Annotated in this window: 21 protein-coding genes; 14 read left to right on the forward strand and 7 right to left on the reverse strand. The window is 70.9% G+C overall.

The genetic code is table 11. The features are described from left to right. Positions 1-226: 226 nt before the first annotated feature. Positions 227-1,144: an A/G-specific adenine glycosylase gene (locus AB0Q90_RS29165; RefSeq protein ID WP_363160946.1), complete on the reverse strand. Its 918-nt coding sequence runs from the start codon at positions 1,142-1,144 to the stop codon at positions 227-229. A 308-nt stretch (positions 1,145-1,452) separates the two neighbouring features. On the opposite strand from AB0Q90_RS29165, the gene AB0Q90_RS29170 reads away from it, so the two are divergent. Beyond that, positions 1,453-2,289: a hypothetical protein gene (locus AB0Q90_RS29170; RefSeq protein WP_363160945.1), complete on the forward strand. Its 837-nt coding sequence runs from the start codon at positions 1,453-1,455 to the stop codon at positions 2,287-2,289. A gap of 69 nt (positions 2,290-2,358) precedes the next feature. Here AB0Q90_RS29170 and disA read toward each other — a convergent pair whose 3' ends face one another. Together disA and radA are read right to left on the reverse strand one after the other, a co-directional pair. Continuing rightward, positions 2,359-3,483 (reverse strand): DNA integrity scanning diadenylate cyclase DisA, encoded by a 1,125-nt coding sequence (gene disA / locus AB0Q90_RS29175; protein WP_363160944.1) that lies wholly within the window; start codon positions 3,481-3,483, stop codon positions 2,359-2,361. A gap of 81 nt (positions 3,484-3,564) precedes the next feature. Then, the gene (gene radA, locus AB0Q90_RS29180) at positions 3,565-4,974 is read right to left on the reverse strand and encodes a DNA repair protein RadA (RefSeq protein WP_363160943.1); all 1,410 of its coding nucleotides are present in this window, start codon (positions 4,972-4,974) and stop codon (positions 3,565-3,567) included. Between the two features lie 242 nt (positions 4,975-5,216). On the opposite strand from radA, the gene AB0Q90_RS29185 reads away from it, so the two are divergent. After that, the gene (locus tag AB0Q90_RS29185; RefSeq protein ID WP_363160942.1) at positions 5,217-6,941 is read left to right on the forward strand and encodes a hypothetical protein; all 1,725 of its coding nucleotides are present in this window, start codon (positions 5,217-5,219) and stop codon (positions 6,939-6,941) included. A 6-nt stretch (positions 6,942-6,947) separates the two neighbouring features. On the opposite strand, the gene AB0Q90_RS29190 is transcribed toward AB0Q90_RS29185, so the two are convergent. Next, on the reverse strand, positions 6,948-7,796 hold the full coding sequence (locus AB0Q90_RS29190) for a hypothetical protein (protein ID WP_363160941.1): 849 nt from the start codon (positions 7,794-7,796) through the stop codon (positions 6,948-6,950). A gap of 83 nt (positions 7,797-7,879) precedes the next feature. Here AB0Q90_RS29190 and AB0Q90_RS29195 point away from each other — a divergent pair, with 83 nt between their 5' ends. From AB0Q90_RS29195 to ilvD, 4 genes are all read left to right on the forward strand, one after another. After that, entirely contained in the window at positions 7,880-8,812 is a 933-nt protein-coding gene (locus tag AB0Q90_RS29195; protein WP_363160940.1) for a Ppx/GppA phosphatase family protein, read from the forward strand. 668 nt (positions 8,813-9,480) lie between these two features. Continuing rightward, positions 9,481-10,305 carry a sugar phosphate isomerase/epimerase gene (locus AB0Q90_RS29200; RefSeq protein WP_363160939.1) on the forward strand — a complete coding sequence of 275 codons (825 nt, stop codon included), beginning with the start codon at positions 9,481-9,483 and terminating at the stop codon, positions 10,303-10,305. Next, a complete protein-coding gene (locus tag AB0Q90_RS29205) occupies positions 10,302-10,913 on the forward strand; it encodes a TetR family transcriptional regulator (RefSeq protein WP_363160938.1) in 612 nt (203 codons plus the stop codon). Before AB0Q90_RS29200 ends, AB0Q90_RS29205 begins: the two co-directional genes overlap by 4 nt. 116 nt (positions 10,914-11,029) lie before the next feature. Further along, a complete protein-coding gene (gene ilvD / locus AB0Q90_RS29210) occupies positions 11,030-12,883 on the forward strand; it encodes a dihydroxy-acid dehydratase (protein ID WP_363160937.1) in 1,854 nt (617 codons plus the stop codon). Between the two features lie 55 nt (positions 12,884-12,938). Here ilvD and AB0Q90_RS29215 read toward each other — a convergent pair whose 3' ends face one another. After that, positions 12,939-15,038 (reverse strand): serine/threonine-protein kinase, encoded by a 2,100-nt coding sequence (locus AB0Q90_RS29215; protein ID WP_363160936.1) that lies wholly within the window; start codon positions 15,036-15,038, stop codon positions 12,939-12,941. A gap of 180 nt (positions 15,039-15,218) precedes the next feature. On the opposite strand from AB0Q90_RS29215, the gene AB0Q90_RS29220 reads away from it, so the two are divergent. From AB0Q90_RS29220 to AB0Q90_RS29240, 5 genes are all read left to right on the forward strand, one after another. Beyond that, positions 15,219-15,533 (forward strand): SH3 domain-containing protein, encoded by a 315-nt coding sequence (locus AB0Q90_RS29220; RefSeq protein ID WP_363160935.1) that lies wholly within the window; start codon positions 15,219-15,221, stop codon positions 15,531-15,533. Between the two features lie 75 nt (positions 15,534-15,608). Next, entirely contained in the window at positions 15,609-15,899 is a 291-nt protein-coding gene (locus tag AB0Q90_RS29225) for an SH3 domain-containing protein (protein ID WP_363161165.1), read from the forward strand. Between the two features lie 82 nt (positions 15,900-15,981). After that, positions 15,982-16,266 carry an SH3 domain-containing protein gene (locus tag AB0Q90_RS29230; RefSeq protein ID WP_363161164.1) on the forward strand — a complete coding sequence of 95 codons (285 nt, stop codon included), beginning with the start codon at positions 15,982-15,984 and terminating at the stop codon, positions 16,264-16,266. A gap of 43 nt (positions 16,267-16,309) precedes the next feature. After that, complete coding sequence (locus AB0Q90_RS29235) at positions 16,310-16,804, forward strand: EamA/RhaT family transporter (protein ID WP_363160934.1); 495 nt, start codon at positions 16,310-16,312, stop codon at positions 16,802-16,804. A 59-nt stretch (positions 16,805-16,863) separates the two neighbouring features. Next, positions 16,864-17,631 carry a class I SAM-dependent methyltransferase gene (locus tag AB0Q90_RS29240; protein ID WP_363160933.1) on the forward strand — a complete coding sequence of 256 codons (768 nt, stop codon included), beginning with the start codon at positions 16,864-16,866 and terminating at the stop codon, positions 17,629-17,631. Here the strand turns inward: AB0Q90_RS29240 and AB0Q90_RS29245 are convergent. Next, positions 17,595-19,028, reverse strand: a complete 1,434-nt coding sequence (locus tag AB0Q90_RS29245; protein ID WP_363160932.1) for a SulP family inorganic anion transporter — start codon at positions 19,026-19,028, stop codon at positions 17,595-17,597. The two genes, AB0Q90_RS29240 and AB0Q90_RS29245, sit on opposite strands and share 37 nt — an antisense overlap. Before the next feature lie 296 nt (positions 19,029-19,324). Here AB0Q90_RS29245 and AB0Q90_RS29250 point away from each other — a divergent pair, with 296 nt between their 5' ends. From AB0Q90_RS29250 to proC, 3 genes are all read left to right on the forward strand, one after another. Then, positions 19,325-20,191, forward strand: a complete 867-nt coding sequence (locus AB0Q90_RS29250; protein ID WP_363160931.1) for an ABC transporter ATP-binding protein — start codon at positions 19,325-19,327, stop codon at positions 20,189-20,191. Continuing rightward, positions 20,188-20,988, forward strand: a complete 801-nt coding sequence (locus AB0Q90_RS29255; RefSeq protein ID WP_363160930.1) for an ABC transporter permease — start codon at positions 20,188-20,190, stop codon at positions 20,986-20,988. Before AB0Q90_RS29250 ends, AB0Q90_RS29255 begins: the two co-directional genes overlap by 4 nt. Before the next feature lie 110 nt (positions 20,989-21,098). Continuing rightward, a complete protein-coding gene (gene proC / locus AB0Q90_RS29260) occupies positions 21,099-21,911 on the forward strand; it encodes a pyrroline-5-carboxylate reductase (RefSeq protein WP_363160929.1) in 813 nt (270 codons plus the stop codon). Between the two features lie 48 nt (positions 21,912-21,959). On the opposite strand, the gene trpS is transcribed toward proC, so the two are convergent. Further along, the gene (gene trpS, locus AB0Q90_RS29265) at positions 21,960-22,979 is read right to left on the reverse strand and encodes a tryptophan--tRNA ligase (RefSeq protein WP_363160928.1); all 1,020 of its coding nucleotides are present in this window, start codon (positions 22,977-22,979) and stop codon (positions 21,960-21,962) included. Between the last annotated feature and the right edge of the window lie 568 nt (positions 22,980-23,547).

Consider the following 23,547-nt stretch of genomic DNA (forward strand, 5'->3'; position numbering starts at 1 on the left):
ATGAAGCTACGGAGGCGTTGTCACGGAGCTGTGCGGAGCAGCCTGCGGCTGGCCCTCGGCTGTCCGTCGGTTGTGTAACGGAAGTAGGAAAGGGGTAAAGCGGTGCACCGAATGATGCTGGTGTGGGGCGATTTGGTAGTTGAGGCGGTTGGGTCGGGGCGGAGGTTTGTTACGGCTCGGGGGTGGGCGTCGGTTACGGCACGGGTGACGGCGGTCGCCGTACGGCTCAGGTCAGTGGCAGCCGGTACAGGCCGCCCGGGAGGGGCTCCACCAGGCCGTCCGCGACCAGGCCGTCCAGGGCGCGGGCGCGCTGCACCGGCTCGTGCCACACGCGGTCAAGGGCCGCCTGCGAGACGGGCGCGTGGGCCTCGCGCAGCACGGCGAGGAGCTTGCCGCGCACCTGGCGGTCGGTGCCGGCGTACGTCTGGCCGCGGCGCCGCGGCCCGTCGTGCTCCGGCTTGCCCGCGAGCCGCCAGGCGCACTGCGCGGCGATCGGACAGCGCACGCAGGACTCGTTCTTGGCCGTGCACACCAGGGCGCCCAGCTCCATGGAGGCGGCGGCCCAGCGCGCGGCGGTCGACTCGTCCTCGGGCAGCAGGGCGCGGGCGAGCTTGCGCTCGGCGGCGGTGGTGGCGTTCGGCGGGTACTGCACACCCGTGACGGCCCGCGCGAAGACCCGGCGGACGTTGGTGTCGAGCACGGCATGCCGTTGCCCGTACGCGAACGAGGCGACCGCAGCGGCGGTGTACTCGCCGATGCCGGGCAGCGCCAGCAGCTGCGCGTGGTCGGTCGGTACGTCGCCGCCGTGCCGTTCCGTTATCGCGACGGCCGCGCCGTGCAGCCGCAGGGCGCGGCGCGGGTAACCGAGCCGGCCCCAGGCGCGGACGGCCTCGCCGGGAGCCTCCGCGGCCAGGTCGGCGGGGCGCGGCCAGCGGGCCAGCCACTGCTCGTAGACGGGCAGGACGCGGTTGACCGGCGTCTGCTGGAGCATGAACTCGCTGACCATCACCCCCCACGGCCCGGCCTCGGGCCGCCGCCAGGGCAGGTCGCGGGCGTGCTCGTCGAACCAGTCGATGACAGGGGCGTGCAGCGGCTCTCCGCCGGGGGATTCGGAGAGGGCGTCGGACTTCGTGGGCGCAGTCATGGCCTTCCGATCCTGCCATGCGGGGGAGGGCGGACGGTGGCACCGCCACCCCTCAGGGGTATGGCGGCGGATCTGGCCCCGGGTCCGGGTCCGGCTTCCGCTTCGATGAATTCATGGCCAGAGGTGCAAGGGGCGCGATCGCGAACGCGTGCGCCGCCCTCGTGCGACCGTCGCGCGTTCGGCCCGGCGAACATCAGGGGTGGAGGCGCTGATTCCGGCCTGGTACCGGGATGATGATCCGGAAAAGTTGTGGCTCTTGGCGGCGGGTGGGGCAAGCGAACCCGCCGATCTCTCGTACAGTTTGCGCCGTGGGATCTCTGCGCAATCCGGTCGGGCCGCTTCCCTCCTCCATCTACTGGCGACGGAGGGCCGTACTGCTGTCTGTGGTCGCCCTGTTGGCGCTGCTGATCACCTGGGTGCTCACCGCGGGCGGCGGAGGCGGCAAGAACGGCGCCGACGGCAGCAACGGCAAGAATCCCGCCCCGTCGACCATCACCCCGGGCCCCTCCGGCTCTGGGCCGGCGATCAGTCAAGCGCCGGGCGGACGCGACGAGTCGGGCGACGGGGACTCCAGCGGGTCGGGCGACGGCTCCGGGGACACCTCCGGTTCGGGGTCCGGTGACGGGTCGGGCGACGGGAGCGGTTCCGGGTCCGGTTCCGGGTCCGACGGGAGCGCGGGCGGCGGTTCGCAGGGCGGTACGGGCGTCGGCGCGGGCGACGCGCTTCCGGCGGGCTCCTCGCTGCCCAACTGCACTGCCGGAGCCGTCAAGTTGACGCTGCGCAGCGTCCGCAACACCTACGAGCCCGGCGAGACACCCGCCTTCCAGCTCACCGCGACGAACTCCTCCGGCAGTGACTGCAAGGTCGATCTCGGCCCGAAGAACGCGGTGTTGACGATCACTCAGGCGGGTGCCGACGAGGACTACTGGTCCTCCGCCGACTGCCCCAAGACCGCCGCGAACCTGGTGTTCCGCGTCGCCGCCGACAGCAAGGTCACCTACACGGTGAAGTGGGACCGCAAGCCGAGTGCGCCCGAGTGCGCAACGCCTCCGGCGGGTTCGGCCGGCGCGGGCACGTACCTGGTGGAAGCAACGACCCCGGGCTTCGCCAAGGCACAGACGTCGTTCGTGCTGGAGAACGACTAGCGGGCAGGCGCCGCCGTCGCAGGCGGCGCCCCTTCGCGCCGGGCAGCGCGATGGTGCGCGCCCGCCGACTCAGACGTACCGCTCCAGAATCGACGACTCCGCCAACCGGGACAGCCCCTCGCGCACACTCCGCGCCCGGGCCTCGCCGACCCCGTCCACGGTCTGGAGGTCGTCCACGCTCGCGGCAAGCAGCTTCTGCAGCCCCCCGAAGTGCTCCACCAGCCGGTCGATGATGGCCCCGGGCAGCCGCGGCACCTTCGCCAGCAGTCTGAACCCCCGCGGCGACACAGCGGAGTCCAGCGCCTCGGGCGACCCGGTGTAACCCAATGCCCGGGCCACCGTGGGCAGTTCGAGCAACTCGGCGTGGGTGAGCGCGTCGAGCTCGTACAGCGCCTCCTCGACCGTGCGGGAGCGCTTGGCGGTGGGCTCCGGAACGTAGTCCCGCACGACCAGCTCCCGCTCGGGCTCCACCCCGGCGATCAACTCGTCCAGCTGGAGCGCCAGCAGACGCCCGTCCGTGCCCAGCTCCACCACATACTCGGCGATTTCGGTCGCAATGCGACGAACCATCTCAAGCCGCTGCGCCACCGCGGAGACGTCCCGGACCGTCACCAGGTCCTCGATCTCCAGCGCCGACAGCGTGCCCGCGACCTCGTCCAGCCGGAGCTTGTACCGCTCCAGCGTCGCCAGCGCCTGGTTCGCGCGGGACAGGATCGCCGCGGAGTCCTCCAGGACGCGGCGCTGCCCGTCGACGTACAGCGCGATCAGCCGCATGGACTGGGACACGGAGACGACGGGGTACCCGACCTGCTTGCTGACCCGGTCCGCCGTACGGTGCCGGGTGCCCGTCTCCTCGGTGGGGATCGTCGGGTCGGGCACCAGCTGCACGCCCGCCCGCAGGATCTTCGACAGGTCCGAGGACAGCACGATGCCGCCGTCCAGCTTGCACAGCTCCCGCAGTCGGGTCGCCGTGAACTCCACATCCAGGACGAATCCACCCGTGCACATGGCCTCGACGGTCTTGTCGGAGCCGAGCACGATGAGGCCTCCGGTGTTGCCGCGGAGAATCCGCTCAAGGCCGTCGCGCAGGGCCGTGCCGGGTGCCACGGCGCTCAGTGAGGCGCGCATCAGGCCATCGGCACCGGAGCTCCCACCGGACTTTCCGGGAGCTGCTGCCCGGTCGTTGGCTGCCACTGCACTCCTCCGGTCGCAGGTTCTGGGGCGCTCCCGTTTCGCACACTTGGTTCGTACGGACGGGCGAGACCAGGGCAAAGTCTACCGGCGGTCCTCCTCGTCCCGTGGGGCCTCTCGGCGACGCGAGCGCGGAAGGACCCGCAGAGCGTCCCCTATGTCGGCGACTTCCAGGACCTTCATGCCGGGAGGGATCTTGCCCGGATCGCCCGGCACGAGCGCGTGCGTGAAGCCCAGACGGTGCGCCTCCGCGAGCCGGCGCTGCACGCCTGTGACCCGTCTGACCTCGCCCGCCAGGCCTACCTCGCCGATCGCGACGAGGTTCTTGGGCAGGGGGGTGTCGCTGGCGGCACTGGCCAGCGCGAGGGCGATCGCGAGGTCCGCGGCGGGCTCCGAGAGCTTCACGCCGCCGACCGTCGCGGAGTAGATGTCCCGCTTGCCCAGGGCGCTGATCCGGCCCCGCTGTTCGAGGACGGCGAGCATCATCGAGACGCGGGAGGTCTCCAGACCGGAGGTGGTGCGGCGGGGGGAGGGGATCTGCGAGTCGACGGTGAGCGCCTGCACTTCGGCGACCAGCGGGCGGCGGCCCTCCAGGGTGACGGTCAGGCAGGTGCCCGGGACCGGTTCCGCGCGACGTGTCAGGAAAAGTCCGCTCGGGTCCGCAAGGCCCGTGATGCCCTCGTCGTGCAGTTCGAAGCAGCCGACCTCGTCCGTCGCGCCGTAGCGGTTCTTGACGCCGCGCACCAGGCGCAGGCGCGCGTGCCGGTCGCCCTCGAAGTGCAGGACGACGTCGACGAGGTGTTCCAGGAGTCGGGGGCCGGCGATGGCGCCGTCCTTGGTGACGTGGCCCACGAGCAGCGTGGACATTCCGCGGTCCTTGGAGGCCCGGATCAGCGCCCCGGCCACCTCCCGCACCTGCGCCATGCCGCCGGGGGCGCCGTCGATCTCCGGGGAGGCCACCGTCTGCACGGAGTCGAGGATGAGCAGCGAGGGCTTGACCGCGTCCAAGTGGCCCAGCACGGCGGCCAGATCGGTCTCGGCGGCGAGGTACAGGTGCTCGTCGAGAGCGTTGATGCGGTCGGCGCGCAGGCGCACCTGGCTCGCCGACTCCTCGCCGGTGACGTAGAGGGTGCGGTGCTCGTCGCTGGCCGACTTGGCCGCGACATCCAGCAGGAGGGTGGACTTGCCCACGCCGGGCTCACCCGCGAGAAGAACGACGGCCCCCGGCACCAGCCCGCCGCCGAGCACCCGGTCCAGCTCGGGCACGCCGGTGGAGCGGGCGGTCGCCTGACGCCCGTCGACCTGTCCGATGGGCACGGCGGAGGTGGTGACGCGCCCCGGAGCCGTCGTACGGACCGCGGGCGTGCCGTATTCCTCGATCGTCCCCCAGGCCTGGCACTCGGGGCAGCGACCGAGCCACTTGGCCGTCTGCCAGCCGCACTCGGTGCAGCGGTAGGACGGTCGCTCTTTGGCGGTCTTCGTACGGGCAGCCATGGACGAAACCGTAACCGCAGCCACTGACAACGCGGCCACGGCGCCTGCCCGCGGAGCCGCGAGCAGTCCAGGGCGCGCGATGGCGGCACCCTGCCGCACCCGTCGAGAACCGGCCACGACCACTTTGAACCGGCCATGGAACCGACCCCTCGTGTCCCCTTATGAGGGATCGTTTCACCCGTACGGATTAAAAGTGCTCAAGGGGGGAGAAGGGGCATCTCCCCGCCGCCTACGGTCCACGGGTGATGAGCAGCAGTCCGGAGACCTCGACACGCACCACCGGCGCACACCGAGCGCACGGGGAGGCGCGCGACCGAGCCGCCGCGCGCACGCTGGCACAGCGCCCGCCCGCGCGCTACGAGCCGTACCTGGACGGTCTGTTCACCTACTGCCTGTCCGTCCTGTGCGACCACGACGCCGCCACCGCGGCCCTCGGCGACGTCCTCGGGCTCGCCGAACGGCGCGGACAGCGCGTCCCGGAGTCCGCCGGCGACCGCCGGGCCTGGCTGTACGCACTGGCCCGCTGGGCCTGCCTGCGCAAGCTCGCCGAGGCCAAGCAGAAACGTCAGGCCACGCACGCCGCGGGCCGCCACGGCGCCCACCGGCAGACCGCCGCTGCGCCCGTCTCCGAGGCGGTCCAGGAGGAACGCAGGCGCGAACTCGCGCTGCTCGCCTGGCCGGAGGCCGCCGGCACGACGCCGGAGCAGCGCGAGGCGCTCGAACTCGCCGTGCGCCACCGGCTCGCCGCCCACGAGGTCGCCGCGGTCCTCGGCATGGACCTGGCCGCCGCCCGCGACCTGCTCGCCTCCGCCGCCTGCGAGGTCGAACGCACCCGCGCCGCCCTCGCCGTGGTCGAGACCGGCACCTGCCCGAGCGTCGCCCGCCTCACCGGCGACAACCAGCTCGTGCTCAGCACGGCCCTGCGCCGCGAGCTGGTGCGGCACGTCGACGACTGCCCGCGCTGCCGCCGCACCGCCGAGCGCGCCGTCCCCGGCCGCTGGCCCGGCGCCACCGTCACCCCGGCCGAGCTGCCCGTCCTGGAAGCACCGCGCGCGGCCCTGCACGTCGCCATGGCGCACCTCACGCGCGCGCGTGGCGCGGCTCCCCGCTTCGACCGGCGCGGCTTCCCCATGGACCCCAAGGACTGGGCCGCCCGCCGCGACCGCCTCCGCGCGCGTGCCGTCACCACGACCGTCGTCGCCACCGTCGTGGCCGCGCCCGTGCTCGCCCTGTGGGCCGCCTACCGCGGCACGCCGACCGGCGAGGGCACCGCGGGCCGCTCGGCCAGCGCGAGCGAGGCGCACGGTCCGGACGCCCTCGACGGCGAGGTCGCGGGCGGCGGCTACGAGAACGCCGGCAACGCCAGCAACCGCCCCGGCGGACGCTTCTCCAAGGGCGACAAGCCCGACGTCTCCGTGGAGGTCATCAGCGTCTCCGGCGCGGGCAGGAAGGGCGCCGGCCACCTCGACGTCACCGCCGGCCACCGCGGCGACACCACGCTCATCACCCTGACCGCCACCGGCGACGCCCCCGTCCGCTGGTCCGCGACCACCGGAGCCTCCTGGCTCTACCTGAGCCAGTCCTCGGGAACGCTCGAACCGGGCGAATCGTTGACGATCAAGGTGTACGTCGACCATCTGCGCGAGCCGTCCGGGTACTGGAGCGCACGGGTGGCCGTCTCACCCGCCGGCGCCGTCGTGTGCATCGACGGCTACGGCACCGCGCCCGCCCCGTCCGACCCCGGCCCCAGCACGCCCAGCGATCCGCCGCCCTCGTCGTCCGACCCGGACCCGACGCCCACCGATCCGGCCCCCACGGATCCCACACCGAGCGACCCCCCGCCCAGCGATCCGCCGCCCTCGTCGCCGGACCCGGACCCGACGCCCACCGATCCGGCGCCCTCCGACCCGGAGGGCTCGACGCCGCCGCCGAGCGACAGCGGCGACCCGAGCCCGTCCACGTCGTAACGCGTCCTAGTCGACGGGATCGGCCGGATGCGGTGCCAGCAGGGGCAGCTGCGAGGCCAGCCGCTCCTCGCACAGCTCGACCAGCCGGTCGTAGCCCGCCTTGCCCATCAGCTCGGTCAGCTCCGCCCGGTAGGAGACATAGACCGGGTCGCCCGCGCCGTGCGCCGAGGTCGCCGACGTGCACCACCAGTGCAGGTCGTGGCCGCCCGGACCCCAGCCGCGACGGTCGTACTCGCCGATCGACACCTGGAGCACCCGTGTGTCGTCGGGCCGGTCGATCCAGTCGTAGGTCCGCCGGACGGGAAGCTGCCAGCAGACGTCCGGCTTGGTCTCCAGCGGCTCGCGGCCCTCCTTCAGGGCGAGGATGTGCAGCGAGCAGCCCGCGCCGCCCGCGAAGCCCGGCCGGTTCTGGAAGATGCACGAGCCGTTGTAGGGGCGGGTCTGGCGGTCGCCGTCCTCGTCCTCCGAGATCCAGCCGTGCTCCATGCCCTCGTCATGGTGCTGCCAGATCTCCGGCGTGAGCCTCGCCACATGCTCCGCCACCCGCTTCTCGTCGTCCTCGTCGGAGAAGTGGGCGCCCAGCGTGCAGCAACCGTCGTCCGCGCGGCCTGCTTGGATGCCCTGGCATCCGCTGCCGAAGATGCAGTTCCAACGAGAGGTCAGCCATGTCAGATCGCACCGGAAGACCTGCTCGTCGTCTGCCGGATCGGGGAACTCCACCCACGCGCGTGCGAAGTCGAGTCCCTTCTCGTCGGCCGCCGAGGCCTTCTTCGACTTCTTCGGTGGCTTCACCTGCGAAGAACCGCTGGTTGATTTGGCCGTCTTCTGGCCCTTCGCCTTTTTCGTCTTTGGCACCCGTCCAGGGTAAGTCGCCCGGAGCCCCGGTCGGGACCGCTCCGGGGGCGGTGCACGGCTCCGCTGGCAGTAGCGTTCCGTACATGAGACTCGGTGTCCTCGACGTGGGATCGAACACGGTGCATCTGCTGGTGGTGGATGCGCACCCGGGCGCGCGACCGCTGCCCGCGCACTCGCACAAGGCGGAACTGCGCCTTGCCCAACTCCTCGACGAGGGCGGGGCCATCGGTCCCGAAGGGGTCGACAAACTGATCTCGGTCGTCCAGGAGGCGCTCCAGGCCGCCGAGGACAAGGGCGTCGAGAACCTGCTGCCGTTCGCCACCTCCGCCGTGCGGGAGGCCAGCAACGCCGACGACGTCCTCGCGCGCGTCAAGGCCGAGACCGGCGTCGAGCTCCAGGTCCTCACCGGGGCGGAGGAGGCCCGGCTGACCTTCCTCGCCGTGCGGCGCTGGTTCGGGTGGTCGGCCGGCAAGCTGCTGGTCCTCGACATCGGCGGCGGCTCGCTGGAGATCGCCTACGGCATCGACGAGGAGCCGGATGCGGCGGTGTCACTGCCGCTCGGCGCCGGCCGCCTCACCGCAGGCTGGCTGCCCGGCGATCCGCCCGACCCCGACGACATTCGCGCACTGCGTCGTCATGTCCGCGCCCAGATCGCCCGCACGGTCGGAGAGTTCAGCCGCTTCGGCGCCCCCGACCACGTGGTGGCCACGTCCAAGACCTTCAAGCAGCTGGCCCGCCTCGCCGGTGCCGCCCGCTCCGCCGAGGGCCTCTACGTCCAGCGCGACCTGAAGCGCGAGTCCCTGGAGGCCTGGGTGCCCCAGCTGGCCGGCATGACGGCCACGCAGCGCGCCGACTTGCCCGGCGTCTCCGAGGGCCGCGCGGGCCAGCTCCTGGCGGGCGCGCTGGTGGCCGAGGGCGCGATGGACCTGTTCGGCGTGGAGACCCTGGAGATCTGCCCGTGGGCGCTGCGGGAGGGCGTGATTCTGCGGAAGCTGGATCACCTGCCTACGGGGTGATGCGCGGGAGGGGGGCGCGGGGGCAGGAGCGGGAGCGGCGGGGGCCGGAGTGGCGTAGGGGCGCGGGATGCGGTGTGCGCCGCCCGCGCTGGGCGCACTCCGCACGCGACCGGCGTGCACATGTGAAGCGCGCTACCTGGCGCGCGGTGCAGGGCGCAGGGCGCACGGTGCGGAGTGCGCGCCGCAGAGCGCACACCTCAGGTCGCGGGGCGCAGCGCACGCCGCCGGTCGCGGAGACAGGGCGCACACCACGCGTTGCGCGCGGTGGCGCACACCACCCGTCACCAGGAACACCACTCGCCGCACAGCGCGCGGCCCGCACACCACCGATCGCCCAGGGCACGGCGCACACCACCCGTCCCACAGCGCACAGCGCGCACCACCCGCGTACGCACGTGAAGTACGCCACCCCCACCTCACCCCGCACCCCACCGACCCCCACCGCCGCGAACCCCACCCCGTGCCCCACCCCGACTCCCCGCAACCGGCACGCGCGCGTGCACCCCCGCCCGCAAATGCCCTGCACGCGTGCGCGTGCCCACCCCGCGCACCCCGGCCACCCCCACGCCCCGAACCCCCTCCACCTCCCTGGCCGGTTGTCGTACCCCACAGCCCGCGCACAGCGATCGGCTCCACGACGCCGAGCGAGTCCCCGTACTCTGTCCCTCGTGGCAGAACCAGCGGTGCGCATCCCGGATGCGAAGGTCGCCCTGTCGACGGCCTCCGTCTATCCGGAGTCGACGGCGACGGCCTTCGAGATCGCCGCGCGCCTCGGGTACGACGGGGTCGAGGTCATGGTGTGGACCGACCCGGTCAGTCAGGACATCGAGGCGCTGCGCAGACTCAGCGACTACCACCAGGTCCCGATCCTGGCCGTACACGCCCCTTGTCTGTTGATCACCCAGCGCGTGTGGTCGACGGACCCCTGGGTCAAGCTCCAGCGCGCCCAGGCGGCGGCCGAGAAGCTGGGCGCGAGCACGGTCGTCGTGCATCCGCCGTTCCGCTGGCAGCGCCAGTACGCGCGTGACTTCGTCGCCGGGATCTGGCGGATGGCGAACGAGACAGATGTGCGGTTCGCTGTGGAGAACATGTACCCGTGGCGCTACCGGGACCGCGAGATGCTCGCCTACGCCCCCGACTGGGACGTCACCAAGGACGACTACCGCCACTTCACGATCGACCTCAGTCACACCGCGACCGCCCGCACCGACGCGATCCATATGATCGACCGCATGGGCGACCGTCTGGGCCATGTGCACCTCGCGGACGGGCGGGGCTCGGCGAAGGACGAGCACCTGGTCCCCGGCCGCGGCACCCAACCCTGCGCCGAGGTGCTGGAACGTCTCGCCCTGACCGGTTTCGACGGCCATGTCGTCATCGAGGTCAACACCCGCCGGGCGATGTCCAGCGCCGAACGGGAGGCCGACCTCGCCGAGGCACTGGCCTTCACCCGCCTCCATCTGGCCTCCGCGGTGAAGGTGCCCCGGCCGTGACCGACACCGCAGCACCGCGCAGGGGCCGGGGCCGCCGTACCCGCAGCGAAGCCGCCGACACCCGCGCCCGGATCCTGGCCGTGGCCCGCGAGGAGTTCTCCCAGCGGGGTTACGAGAAGACGTCCGTCCGCGCGATCGCCAAGGCGGCCGGTGTGGACTCCGCGCTGGTGCACCACTACTTCGGCACCAAGGAACAGATCTTCGAGGCGGCTGTGGAGGTCGCCTTCGCACCCGCGTTCAGGGCCCGTGACACCGTCCTCGAAGGCTCCCTCGAAGGCGTCGGCGAGCGGCTGACCAGGATGATCTTCGGTCTCTGGGAGAACCCGGTGACCAGGGCCCCACTGCTCGCGATCGTCCGCTCGGCCGTCAACAACGAGAGCGCGGCCGGCGTCTTCCGCAAGCTGATCGCGGCCCAGCTGCTGCGCCGTATCGCCGAACAGCTCGACCTCCCGGACGCCGAACTGCGCGCCGAACTGGCGGCGGCCCAGCTGGTCGGCATCGCCATGCTGCGTTACGTCATCAAGATCGAGCCGATCGCCTCCACGGACCCGGAGCGGATCATCGCGAGGGTGGCACCGGTGGTGCAGGGCCACCTCACGAGCCCCTGAGGTGAGCGCGGCCGCCGGCCGAGACGTACATCCCGCATTCCGGACACCGTGTCCGGACCCTGGATGACCGGCGTACGCTCGATAACAGCCCTATCTGCCTGAAGGAGCGAGCGACGATGCCCGAGCTGAGGTCCCGCACAGTCACCCACGGCCGCAACATGGCGGGCGCCCGCGCCCTTATGCGCGCCTCCGGTGTACCGGGTGCGGACATCGGCCGTAAGCCGATCATCGCTGTTGCCAACAGCTTCACGGAGTTCGTGCCGGGCCACACCCACCTCCAGCCCGTCGGCCGGATCGTCAGCGAGGCGATCGTCGAGGCCGGTGGCATCCCGCGCGAGTTCAACACGATCGCCGTCGACGACGGCATCGCGATGGGCCACGGCGGCATGCTGTACAGCCTCCCCTCCCGCGATCTGATCGCGGACAGCGTGGAGTACATGGTCGAGGCCCACTGCGCCGACGCCCTGATCTGCATCTCCAACTGCGACAAGATCACCCCGGGCATGCTGAACGCGGCCCTGCGCCTGAACATCCCCACGGTCTTCGTCTCCGGCGGTCCCATGGAGTCCGGCCGCGCCACCCTCGTGGACGGCACGGTCCGCACGCTCGACCTGGTCGACGCGATCTCCGACGCCGTGAACGACAAGATCTCGGACGAGGACATCCTCCGTATCGAGGAGAACGCCTGTCCGACCTGCGGCAGCTGCTCCGGCATGTTCACCGCCAACTCGATGAACTGCCTGACCGAGGCCATCGGCCTCTCCCTGCCCGGCAACGGCTCCACCCTCGCCACCCACACCGCGCGCAAGCAGCTCTACGTCGACGCCGCCCGCACGGTCATGGACATCACCCGCCGCTACTACGAGCAGGACGACGAGACCGTCCTGCCCCGCAACGTCGCCACCTTCCAGGCCTTCGAGAACGCCATGGCCCTGGACATCGCGATGGGCGGCTCCACGAACACGATCCTGCACCTGCTGGCCGCCGCCCAGGAGGCGGGCGTGCCCTTCGGGCTGGAGCAGATCGACGCGGTCAGCCGCCGGGTCCCGTGCCTGGCGAAGGTGGCGCCGAACGTCGCCAAGGACCGTACGTACTACATGGAGGACGTGCACCGGGCCGGCGGCATCCCCGCCCTCCTCGGCGAGCTGCACCGCGCGGGCCTGCTGAACGAGGACGTGCACGCGGTCCACAGCCCGTCCCTCGCGGACTGGCTGAAGACCTGGGACGTCCGGGGCGGTTCGCCTTCGCCGGAGGCCGTCGAACTGTGGCACGCGGCCCCGGGCTGCGTCCGCTCCGCCGAGGCCTTCTCCCAGTCCGAGCGCTGGAAGGCCCTCGACGAGGACGCCGAGGGCGGCTGCATCCGCTCCGCCGAGCACGCGTACTCCAAGGACGGCGGCCTGGCGGTGCTGCGCGGCAACCTCGCGGTCGACGGCTGCGTCGTGAAGACGGCCGGCGTCGACGAGTCGATCTGGACCTTCGAGGGCCCGGCGGTCGTCTGCGAGTCGCAGGAAGCGGCCGTCGAGAAGATCCTCAACAAGCAGGTGACGGACGGCGACGTCGTCGTCATCCGCTACGAGGGCCCCAAGGGCGGCCCCGGCATGCAGGAGATGCTCTACCCGACGTCCTTCCTCAAGGGCCGCGGCCTCGGCAAGACCTGCGCCCTGATCACCGACGGCCGCTTCTCCGGCGGCACGTCCGGCCTCTCCATCGGCCACGCCTCCCCCGAGGCGGCGTCCGGCGGCACGATCGCCCTCGTCGAGGACGGCGACCGCATCCGCATCGACATCCCCAACCGCACGATCGAACTCCTCGTCGACGAGCCGGAACTGGCCCGCCGCGAGCAGGCGTTGAACGGCGTGTACGCCCCCAAGAACCGCGACCGCAAGGTCTCCGCCGCCCTGCGCGCCTACGCCGCAATGGCGACGAGCGCGGACAAGGGCGCGGTGCGGGACGTGACGAAGCTGGGCTGAGGCCCGGGTGGGTTTCCGGGGGCCGCCTCCCGTCGGGGGCGGCCCCTTCGTCATGTCACCAGGTGGCGGGGTTGCGGGCGTCCACGGCGAAGACGGAGCCGTTGGGGGCGGCTGCGTAGACGTGGTTGTTGGCGAGGACGGGGGAGGGGAGTTCGCCAGTGACGCTGTCCGCCTTCGCGGAGAGCCGAGGCGGCGTCTGACCGACCAGCGTTCCGCTCCGGGCGTCGACGGCTAGCAGCCGCCCGTCGGCACCAGTGATGTACACGTGCCGCGCGTCGGCGGCCGGTGCCGAGCCTCGGCTCACGGAGGTCTCAAGGGACCAGCGCCGCTTCCTGCGTTCCACGTCGACGGCCTCCAGGGCACCGCCCCTGGTCAGGAGGTAGACGACGTCGCCACGCACCGTGGCCAAGGGGTCCTGGCGAGGAACCGGCAGTGTCATTCGCTCCGAAACCTGGGACTCGGGGTTGTAGCGAACCAGGGCGGTTGTGTCCCCAAGGGGCCCGACCGAGAGGAAGAAGGCGGATCCGTCCTGGGTGCCGACGGGTTTCAGAGTGCCGCTCAGTCGTGCTTCCCACTGCGCGACACCTGTGGCCGGGTCGACGGCGGTGACGAGGGTGTTCGTGCCGTCGGCGGACGGGCTCGTCGCGAAGGCAAGTGGCTCCCCGGCGAACGACGAGAAGTACGGCGCACTCTGGCCGGGTATCCGGTGGCTCCACTGCGTGTCGCCCGAAGCAGCGTCCACGCTGGTGACGATGCCGTTCGAGCCGGTGAACAGGAGCATGCCCCCGGCGGATCGCTTACTGCTGTGGCTGGGCGCCTTCCGTTCCCAACGAGGCTTCCCCGAGACGGGATCGAGGCCTTCCAGAACGGGGTCCTGGACCGTCAGGGGTTGTACGAGTCCACCGGCGAGGACCGGCGGCGTGCTCCGGAGTGTCGTTGCGACGGAGTGGCGCCACAACACGTTGCCATCGGACGGATCCAGAGCGAACACCACGCCGGACTGCGCACAGAGCAACTTGCTCTCACCATACGAACACTGAGGCACGGACGCCGATTCGGACACCGACTCGGTCTCCCACGAGTTGAACGTGGCCGAGGTCTTCCCGACGTCGCTTCCCTCCGGGGCCGGGTCGCCGTTGCCCAGCAGTTGAATCGTAGTGAAGGTGCCGCCCACGACAAGTGCCAGTGCCGTGGCTGCCAGAACTGCCCGCCGCCCCAGGAACCTCCTCTGCCGGTGGGCCTCCTGCTTCTCGAAAGAGAGGGGCTTGGGCGGCCTGGGCTCGACACTCGCCCGCTGGGCCGGAATGAACGCCTGCGTGTCGTACGAGGCGGCCACGGACCGCAGGGACCGCATCAACTCGTCGGGAGTGGGTCGGTCCTCGGGCTCTTTGGCGAGACACTGCTGAATCAGTGGCGCGAGGTTCTCCGGTACGCCGGTGAGGTCAGGCTCGTCATGGACGACCTGATAGGCGACGACGTACGGACTGTCCGAGTCGAACGGTCCACGCCCCGTGGCCGCGTGCACCATGACCGACCCCAGCGCGAAAATGTCGGCGGCGGGCCCCACCTCGCGCGGCCGTCGGAACTGCTCGGGCGCCATGAACGGCGGCGTGCCGATCAACTTCCCCGTCTCGGTCCGCAGCTCGCTGTCCTTTGGCCGAGAAATGCCGAAGTCGATGACCTTGGGCCCGTCTTCCGCGAGCAGTACATTGCTCGGCTTGAGGTCCCGGTGTACGACCCCAACCCGATGGATGTCACGCAGCGCCTCCGCCAGCCCGGCCATCAGTCGGCGCAATTGCTCCGGGGCCATGGCGCCGTTCCGCTTCACATGCTCGGAGAGCGTCGGCCCGGGGATGAACAGCGTTGCCATCCAAGGCCGTTCGGCATCCGGATCGGCATCGACGACGGATGCAGTGAAGGCCCCGCTCACCCTGCGAGCCGCAGCGATCTCCTGCCGGAACCGCCCCCTGAACTCGCGGTCTCTGGCGAACTCGGCATGGATGACCTTCACCGCGAGCTTCATCCCCGAGGTGCTGCGCGCCAGATGCACGACGCCCATCCCGCCGGAGCCCAGGCATGACTCCAGCCGGTAGTGACCGGCGTATTCGGGAAGTTCCGCTTCCGCGCCCGCTCCGGCATTCCGCTGTGGCGCCATGGGACCACCCCCGTGCTGTTCGTCCGCGCGCGCGACGCACGGAGCCTAGTCGATAACTCGTACGAGACAGAGGCGGCTTGCTAGCCTCTGCGTGCGAGTTGCGCACTTGTGTTTCATGGCGCGATTCAGGGGAATCAACGGGGCCCACGGCATGCGTGGGTGTCAACGGGGGAGGGTTTTATGGCTGTTGACCGTGTAGAAGAGGCCGAGGGCGGGGAGCAGGTGGAGGCACTGGCCACCGCGTCCTACCGCTACTACTCGATCGCTCCGGGCGTCCGACTCAATGTTCGCAACGGACCCGGCACGAACTACGACATCGTGCGTGTCCTACCCGAAGGCTCCCGCGTCCCGATCTACTGCCAGACGCCTGGCGCGACGGTGACGGGCCCGTACGGCACCACCAAGATCTGGGACAACATCAGTAACGGCGAGTACGTCTCGGACGCGTACGTGAACACCGGCAGCGACGGCTACGTGGCCTCGCGCTGCGCCTGACCATCGAACGAGGAACCGACATTGACATCGCACACCCGTAGATCCGTCCTGCTCGCAGGCGCCGCCGGTGGCTTCATCACCGTCCTGGGCGCGGCATCCACCGCCTCCGCGGATCTGCGCTACTACGACGTGGCCCCGGGCGTCCGCCTGAACGTCCGCAGGGGCCCGGGCACCCAGTACCCCATCGTCCGAGTCCTGCCCGAGGGCGCCAAGGTCGCGATCTACTGCCAGACACCGGGCGAGACCGTGACCGGCCCCTACGGCACGTCGAACATCTGGGACAACATCGACGACGGCGAGTTCGTCGCGGACGCCTACGTCCAGACGGGCAGCGACGGCTACGTCCGTCCGCGCTGCGCACTCTGAACCCATCCCGACCAAGAGGACACGCATGATCTCCCGGAGACGGACAGCCGCCCTGCTCGCCGCGGCTGTGGGTGCCTTTCTCATGGTGCTCGGCGTATCACCGACGGCCACCGCGGCTTACCGCTACTACGACATTGCGCCGGGCGTCCGCCTGAACGTCCGCAGCGGACCCGGTACGGGCTACAGCATCGTGCGCATCCTGCCCGAGGGCTCCCGCGTCACGATCTACTGCCAGACGCCCGGCACCACAGTGACGGGCCCCTACGGCACCTCCAACATCTGGGACAACATCAGCAACGGCGAATTTGTCTCAGACGCCTACGTGAACACAGGCAGCGACGGCTACATCGCCTCCCGCTGCGGCTGAGCCCGAAGGACCCCGTGGCCGCCCCCGGAGCCATAATCAACGCGTGAGCGACGAACCCGGCACCCCGCCCCCGGCCACGGGCCCCCACCCCGACCCCCTCCGTTTCTTCGGCACGACCTGGGTCGACCACACGAACGGCTACTCAGCCCGCCGCGCAGGCATGGCCGTCGGCTCCCTGGTCGCCGCGGTGGTCTCCTGCCTCGTCCTCCGTTTCGCCTACCAGGGTCTCCAGATCGCGGACGTCGGCAGTTTCGTCACGCTTCTGATGGTCGTGATGTTCGCGATCTGCAGCGCGCTCGCGTTTCGCCACACCTGGGACGGCTTCACGAAGCGCCCGGACCTCGACCGCCAGGCCTCCCTGCGCGGTCTGCTGGCCATCGGCTTCGTCGGCTCGCTCCTGGCGTACTTCTTCCGCTCCCTCGTCGAGGCCCCCGGTGAGAAGCTGCACCGCGAGGAGTACGAAACGGCCCTGAAGCAGCACGAGAAGCGCAGCACCCGCCGCTCGGGCAACCCCTCGAAGAAGCGCCGCCGCTCCTGAACAGGCCGCTTACCGGTAATCACCCCACTTCGCGGCCCGCCCGCGGCCACCATGGCCGTATGACGGCAGCCTCTTCGCACACCACCCGGGCCCATTCCTTCAACGCCGCCGCGGCCCAGTACGCCGCCAACCGCCCCTCCTATCCGGCCGCCCTCTTCGACGCCGTGGAAGACCTGGCAGGCCGCCCCCTCACCGGCTCCCGCGTCGCGGACGTAGGCGCCGGCACCGGTATAGCGACCGCTGTGCTGCAGGCCCGCGGCGCCCGGGTGATCGCGGTGGAGCCCGGCGAGGGTATGGCGGTGCAGTTCCGCCGCGCCCACCCCGGCATCCCGATCGTCCTCGGCAATGGCAACGCCCTCCCTCTCGCCGGCTCCTCCACCGATTTCCTCACCTACGCCCAGGCCTGGCACTGGACCGACCCCGAGCAGTCGATCCCGGAGGCCCTGCGCGTGCTGTGCCCGGGCGGTGCGCTCGCCCTGTGGTGGAACACCAACGCCCTCGACGTCCCCTGGATCGCGGCGCAGGCGGCCCGCATGGCGAGCTTCTTCGGCATCGATCCCGTCGCGGAGAAGCACGGGGCGAGTGAACGGGCCGCCGACCCCGCCCACCGCCTCGACTTCGCCCGCCGCAAGGTCCGCTGGAGCCGCCGCGTCACGATCGACACGCACCTGGCGAACATCGGCAGCCACTCGGTCTTCCTCGTCCACGGCGAGGAGGCGAGCCGCGCCTTCCTCACCGCGGAGCGCGCGCACTTGACGAAGGACTTCCCGGACGGGAACGTCGAGGAGACCTACGACGTCGACCTGCTGGTCGCCATCAACTCCTGACCACGTGCCGCGGCCCACCCCTCCAGGGCCGCGGCACACGCATGGTCCAGATGCCGCAGCCCGCCCAGCTCCAGCCGCACCTCCCGGTCCCTCGGCAGCGCTTCCAGCGCGTCGAGCAGCTTCGGCAGCCGCAGGAACGTCGCATGGCCGAGGACCCGTACGACGATTCCGGCCTCCCCCCGGTCCTCGGTCTCCACGTGCACATGGCTCGCGTCCCACGCGGTCTTCGCCACGGCAAGCGCCAGCCCCACCAACACCCCCTCGAACAGATTCCCGATCACGATCGCGGTGCCCGTCACCACCAGGATCACGGCCTCCCCCCGATGCGTCCGCCACAGCACCGCCAGCTCCCGCAGCGGCACGAGCTTGCAGCCGGCGTGCACCAGCAGCGCGGCCAGCGCCGCCACCGGAACCACCCCGAGCACACCCGGCACGACGGCCGTGAACAGCAGCAGCCACGCCCCGTGCAGCACCCGCGAGGCCTTGGTCCGCGCCCCGGCCTGCACATTCGCCGCACTGCGCACGATCACCGCGGTCATCGGCAGCGCCCCGAGCAGCCCGCACACGGTGTTCCCCGCGCCCTGCGCGATCAGCTCCCGGTCGTAGTCCGTACGCGGCCCCCGATGCAGCCGGTCCACCGCCGCCGCGCTGAACAACGACTCCGCCGACGCGATCAGCGCGAACGCGACAACGGTCCCCACCACCCCCACTTCCGTCAGCCGCCCGAAGTCCGCCCACTCCGGAACCCGTACGGCATCCAGCAGTCCCCGCACCTCCACCCGCCGCACCGCCAGGTCGAACACCCCGGTCACCAGCGAGGCCACGGCCACCGCCACCAGCGGCGCAGGCACCAGCCGAGCCCCCCGCCGCCACCGCGGCCACAGCAGCAGTACGGCCATGGTGGCAGCCCCCACTGACAACGCCACCGGATCCACCCGCCCGGGCAGCGACACCAGCCCGGCCAGCTGCCCGAGCCCGTCGCCGGGCGCCGCCGCGTCGCCCAGCGCGTACACCTGCCCGGCAACCAGCACCAGCCCGATTCCGGCGAGCATGCCCTGCACCACGGCCACGGAGACGGCCCGGAACCACCGCCCCAGGCGCAGCGCCCCGAGCCCGAGCTGGAGCAGCCCGGCCCCGAGGACCAGCACCCCGAGCACCTCGACCCCATGGGCCTGTACGGCCTCGTACACCAGCACGGTCAGTCCCGCCGCCGGCCCGCTGACCTGGAGGCTGCTCCCGGGCAGCACCCCGGCGACCAGCCCACCGACGATCCCGGTCACCAGCCCCAGTTCGGCGGGCACGCCGGAGGCTACGGCCACTCCCACGCATAGCGGCAGCGCGACGAGGAACACGACGAGAGAAGCGAAAAGATCGGCCTTGCCTACGCCACGGCGCATGTGAGCAGCACCTCCGGTTGAGAACGCCGAGAACGCCGAGAACGCCTCGGCCCTTCGAGCGGGAGATGCGTGGGTGCCGCACCGGGGGAGGGCGCGGCGGACGTGCGTGGCATATGACCTCGCACTGAAATCCATTGTCGAGAAAGGAAGCCGACCGCGCAGCAGCTTGCCGCCACCTCCTGAGGCCGACGGAGGCGTGCAAACCGGACCGCCCGCCTCCGATCGCACCTCCGTGCGCCTGCGCCATCGAGCGCCACCACTTGACGGCACCCCTCGCATGGAGAGTTAATCCGCACATGATGAATATCCCTTCTGGATCAACAGCCCCAGACACACCGCCACCCTCAGCCACATCACCCACCCACGGAGCCGGGAACACCCCCCGCCCCACCGACGACACACCCGCCGTCCGCGCCGAAGGCCTCACCGTCGTCCGCGGCACCCGTACCGTCCTGCGCGGCATCGACTTCACCGTCCCGCGCGGCCAGGTCACCGGCCTCCTCGGCCCCTCCGGCTGCGGCAAGTCGACCCTCATGCGCTCGATCGTCGGCACCCAGGCCAAGGCCACCGGCACCCTCGACGTCCTGGGCCACCGAGCCGGCCACCCCACCCTGCGCACCCGCATCGGCTACGTCACCCAGGCGCCCTCCGTCTACGACGACCTGACAGTCCGCCAGAACCTGGACTACTTCGCGGCGATCCTCACCCCCGGCCACCACGCCGCCGGCCTCCGCCACGAGAACGTCACCCGCGCCATCGAGGACGTCGACCTCACCAGCCACGCCGACGCCCTCGCCGGGAACCTCTCCGGCGGCCAGCGCAGCCGCGTCTCCCTCGCCGTGGCACTCCTCGGCACCCCCGAGCTCCTGGTCCTCGACGAACCCACGGTCGGCCTGGACCCCGTACTCCGCCGCGACCTGTGGAACCTCTTCCACGACATCGCCGCCCAACGCGGCGCAACCCTCCTCATCTCCTCCCACGTCATGGACGAGGCCGAGCGCTGCCACCGCCTCCTCCTCATGCGCGAGGGCCAGATCCTCGCCGACGACACCCCGGACGCCCTGCGCATCCGCACCGGCTCCGAAACCGTCGAGTCGGCCTTCCTGCACCTGGTCGACGAGGCCGTCGCGGCCGCCGCACGCGAGAAGGAGACCACCCGATGAGCACCACAACCGGCACCCCACGCCCCACCGGCACGGCCGCCCCCGCACCGACGAGCCCCCTGAACTTCTCCCGCACCACCGCCACCGCCGCCCGGGTCCTGCGCCAACTCCGCCACGACCCGCGCACCATCGCGCTGATGATCCTCGTCCCCTGCGTGATGCTCTTCCTGCTGCGCTACGTCTTCGACGGCGACCCGCGCACCTTCGACAACATCGGCGCATCACTCCTGGGGATCTTCCCCCTGATCACGATGTTCCTGGTCACCTCCATCGCCACCCTGCGCGAACGCACCTCGGGCACCCTCGAACGCCTCCTCGCCATGCCCCTCGGCAAGGGCGACCTCATCGCCGGCTACGCCCTCGCCTTCGGCACCATCGCGATCGTCCAGTCGGCCCTCACCACGGCCCTCGCCCTGTGGGGCCTCGGCCTGGACGTCATCGGCAGCCCCTGGCTGCTCCTGCTGATCGCCCTCCTCGACGCCCTCCTGGGCACCGCACTCGGCCTCTTCGTCTCGGCCTTCGCCGCCTCCGAGTTCCAGGCCGTTCAGTTCATGCCGGCCGTGATCTTCCCCCAACTCCTCCTCTGCGGCCTGTTCACCCCGCGCTCCAACATGCACCCGGTCCTGGAGGCCATCTCCAACGTCCTCCCCATGTCCTACGCCGTCGACGGCATGAACGAAGTCCTCAGGCACACCGACATGACCGCCAACTTCGTACGCGACGTCCTGATCGTCGCGGGCTGCGCCCTCCTCGTCCTCACCCTGGGAGCCGCCACGCTCCGACGCCGCACGGCCTAGCCCCCACCAGCTACTCCCCGGTGTCCCGCCCACCGGACACCCCACCCACACTCAAGTCCCCGATGGGAGGATGAACCCCGGACGACGCAACCCCGGAGGGCACCCCAGCCATGACTCAGAAAGTCGCAGTCCTCGGCACCGGCAAGATCGGCGAAGCCCTGCTCAGCGGAATGATCCGAGCAGGCTGGGGCCCGGACGACCTCCTGGTCACCGCCCGCCGCCAGGAACGGGCCGACGAGCTCCGCGAGCGCTACGGGGTCACCCCCGTCACCAACGCGGAAGCCGCCAAGACCGCAGACACCCTGATCCTCACGGTCAAGCCGCAGGACATGGGCACCCTCCTCGACGAACTCGCCCCGCACGTCCCCGCCGACCGCCTGGTCATCAGCGGAGCCGCGGGCATCCCCACCTCCTACTTCGAGGAGCGCCTCGCTCCGGGCACCCCCGTCGTCCGTGTCATGACGAACACGCCCGCCCTCGTCGACGAGGCCATGTCCGTCATCTCCGCCGGCACCCATGCCACCGAGGACCACCTCACCCACACCGAGGAGATCTTCGGCGCCGTCGGCAAGACCCTCCGCGTCCCCGAGTCCCAGCAGGACGCCTGCACCGCCCTCTCCGGCTCGGGCCCGGCGTACTTCTTCTATCTGGTCGAAGCCATGACCGACGCCGGCATCCTCCTCGGCCTGCCCCGCGACAAGGCCCACGACCTGATCGTCCAGTCCGCTATCGGCGCCGCCACGATGCTCCGCGACAGCGGCGAGCACCCCGTCAAGCTCCGCGAGAACGTCACCTCGCCGGCCGGCACCACCATCAACGCCATCCGCGAACTGGAGAACCACGGCGTACGGGCCGCCCTCATCGCCGCCCTCGAAGCCGCCCGCGACCGCAGCCGCGAACTGGCCTCCGGCAACAACAGCTGAACCCCTGGCCGCCCCCTGCCCGCAGAGGGCGGCCAGGCGCACGCCCGGCTAAGCAGTCACGCCGATATCCGCAGCCGCCGGCAGCAGTCCGATCGCGCGATAAGCGGCATCCACGGTCGGCCGGGCCATCGCCCGAGCCCTCTCCGCACCATCCCGCAGCACCCCCTCCACATAGCCAGGATCAGCGCACAGTTCCCTGTGCCTCTCCTGCACGGGCCTGAGGACCTCGACCACAGCCTCCGCGGTGTCCTTCTTCAAGGCGCCGTACGACTCATATACACCGCTCAGGTCCGAAGGGTTCCCACCTGTGCACGCGGCGAGGATCTCCAGCAGATTCGCCACCCCCGGCCGGCCGTCCCGGTCGTACACGACCTCCCGCCCGCTGTCGGTCACGGCCCGCATCACCTTCTTGCGCACCACGTCCGGCTCGTCGAGCAGATAGACGATCCCCGGCCCGACGTCGTCGCTCTTCCCCATCTTCGCCGCCGGCTCCTGGAGGTTCATCACCCGCGCCGCCACCCCCGGGTGCGTCGCCCGGGGCACCACGAACGTGTTCCCGTACCGCTGGTTGAACCGCACCGCGATATCCCGCGCCAGCTCCACATGCTGCGTCTGGTCGTCCCCGACCGGCACCTCATCGGTCTCGTACGCCAGGATGTCCGCCGCCATGAGCACGGGATAGGTCAGCAGCGACAGCCGCACACTCCCGCCCCGCTCCCGCTCACGCCCGGCCTTCTCCTTGTACTGGATCATCCGCCGCATCTCGCCGTCCGTGGCCACGCACTCCAGCAGATAGGACAGCCGCGCGTGCTCGTCCACATGACTTTGTACGAACACGGTGCACAGCTCCGGATCCAGCCCGGACGCCAACAGCAGGGTCGCCGCCTGCCGGCTCAGCCGCCGCACCCGCGCCGGATCGTGCTCCACGGTCAGCGCGTGCAGGTCGACGATGCAGAACAGGGCGTCGGACCGGTGCTGATCGACGTCGGCCCACCGCCGCATGGCCCCCAGGTAGTTCCCCAGCGTCAGATGCCCGGTCGGCTTGACCCCGCTGAAGACCCGCGTCATCTCTCCACCTCCTGGTCGAGACCGCCGCGCCCGGCCGGCCGACCCTCAGGAGGGAGATACGAGAACGGCCGCCGAGGCGGCGGCCGTTGAGTGCATACGTGACTACGGCCGCCGTCAGGCGGCCCACCACAGCTGGGCGCACGTACGCGTTGTCATGCCGTCCACAGTACGCCTCCAGGGGGCAGCCCGGACTGGAGTTGACACGCCTCGACCCCATCCGTAGTGTTCTCCGAGTTGTCCGACGTGAGCGCCGACTCCGGTCGGTCCCCGGACAGCCATTCCGCAAGTACCAGTCAACAATCGACAACGGGTCGATCGATCCGTCGTCGCGTCATTGGCATGCGTATTTGCGAAATGAGGAATCCGCGTTCGAAAGGACGCAGCCCCGATTAGCTCGGGGGCCAGGAATCCGCTAAAGTCTCACTCGTCGGAACGGCCCAACAGCCGCGAAGACAAGCCCCGCTGACTGGGAGTCAGGCCCGAAAGGATCTGATAGAGTCGGAACCGCCGGAAAGGGAAACGCGAAAGCGAGAACCTGGAAAGCACCGAGGAAATCGGATCGAGAAAA

Source organism: Streptomyces sp. NPDC079141 (assembly GCF_040686775.1).
GTDB lineage: Bacteria > Actinomycetota > Actinomycetes > Streptomycetales > Streptomycetaceae > Streptomyces.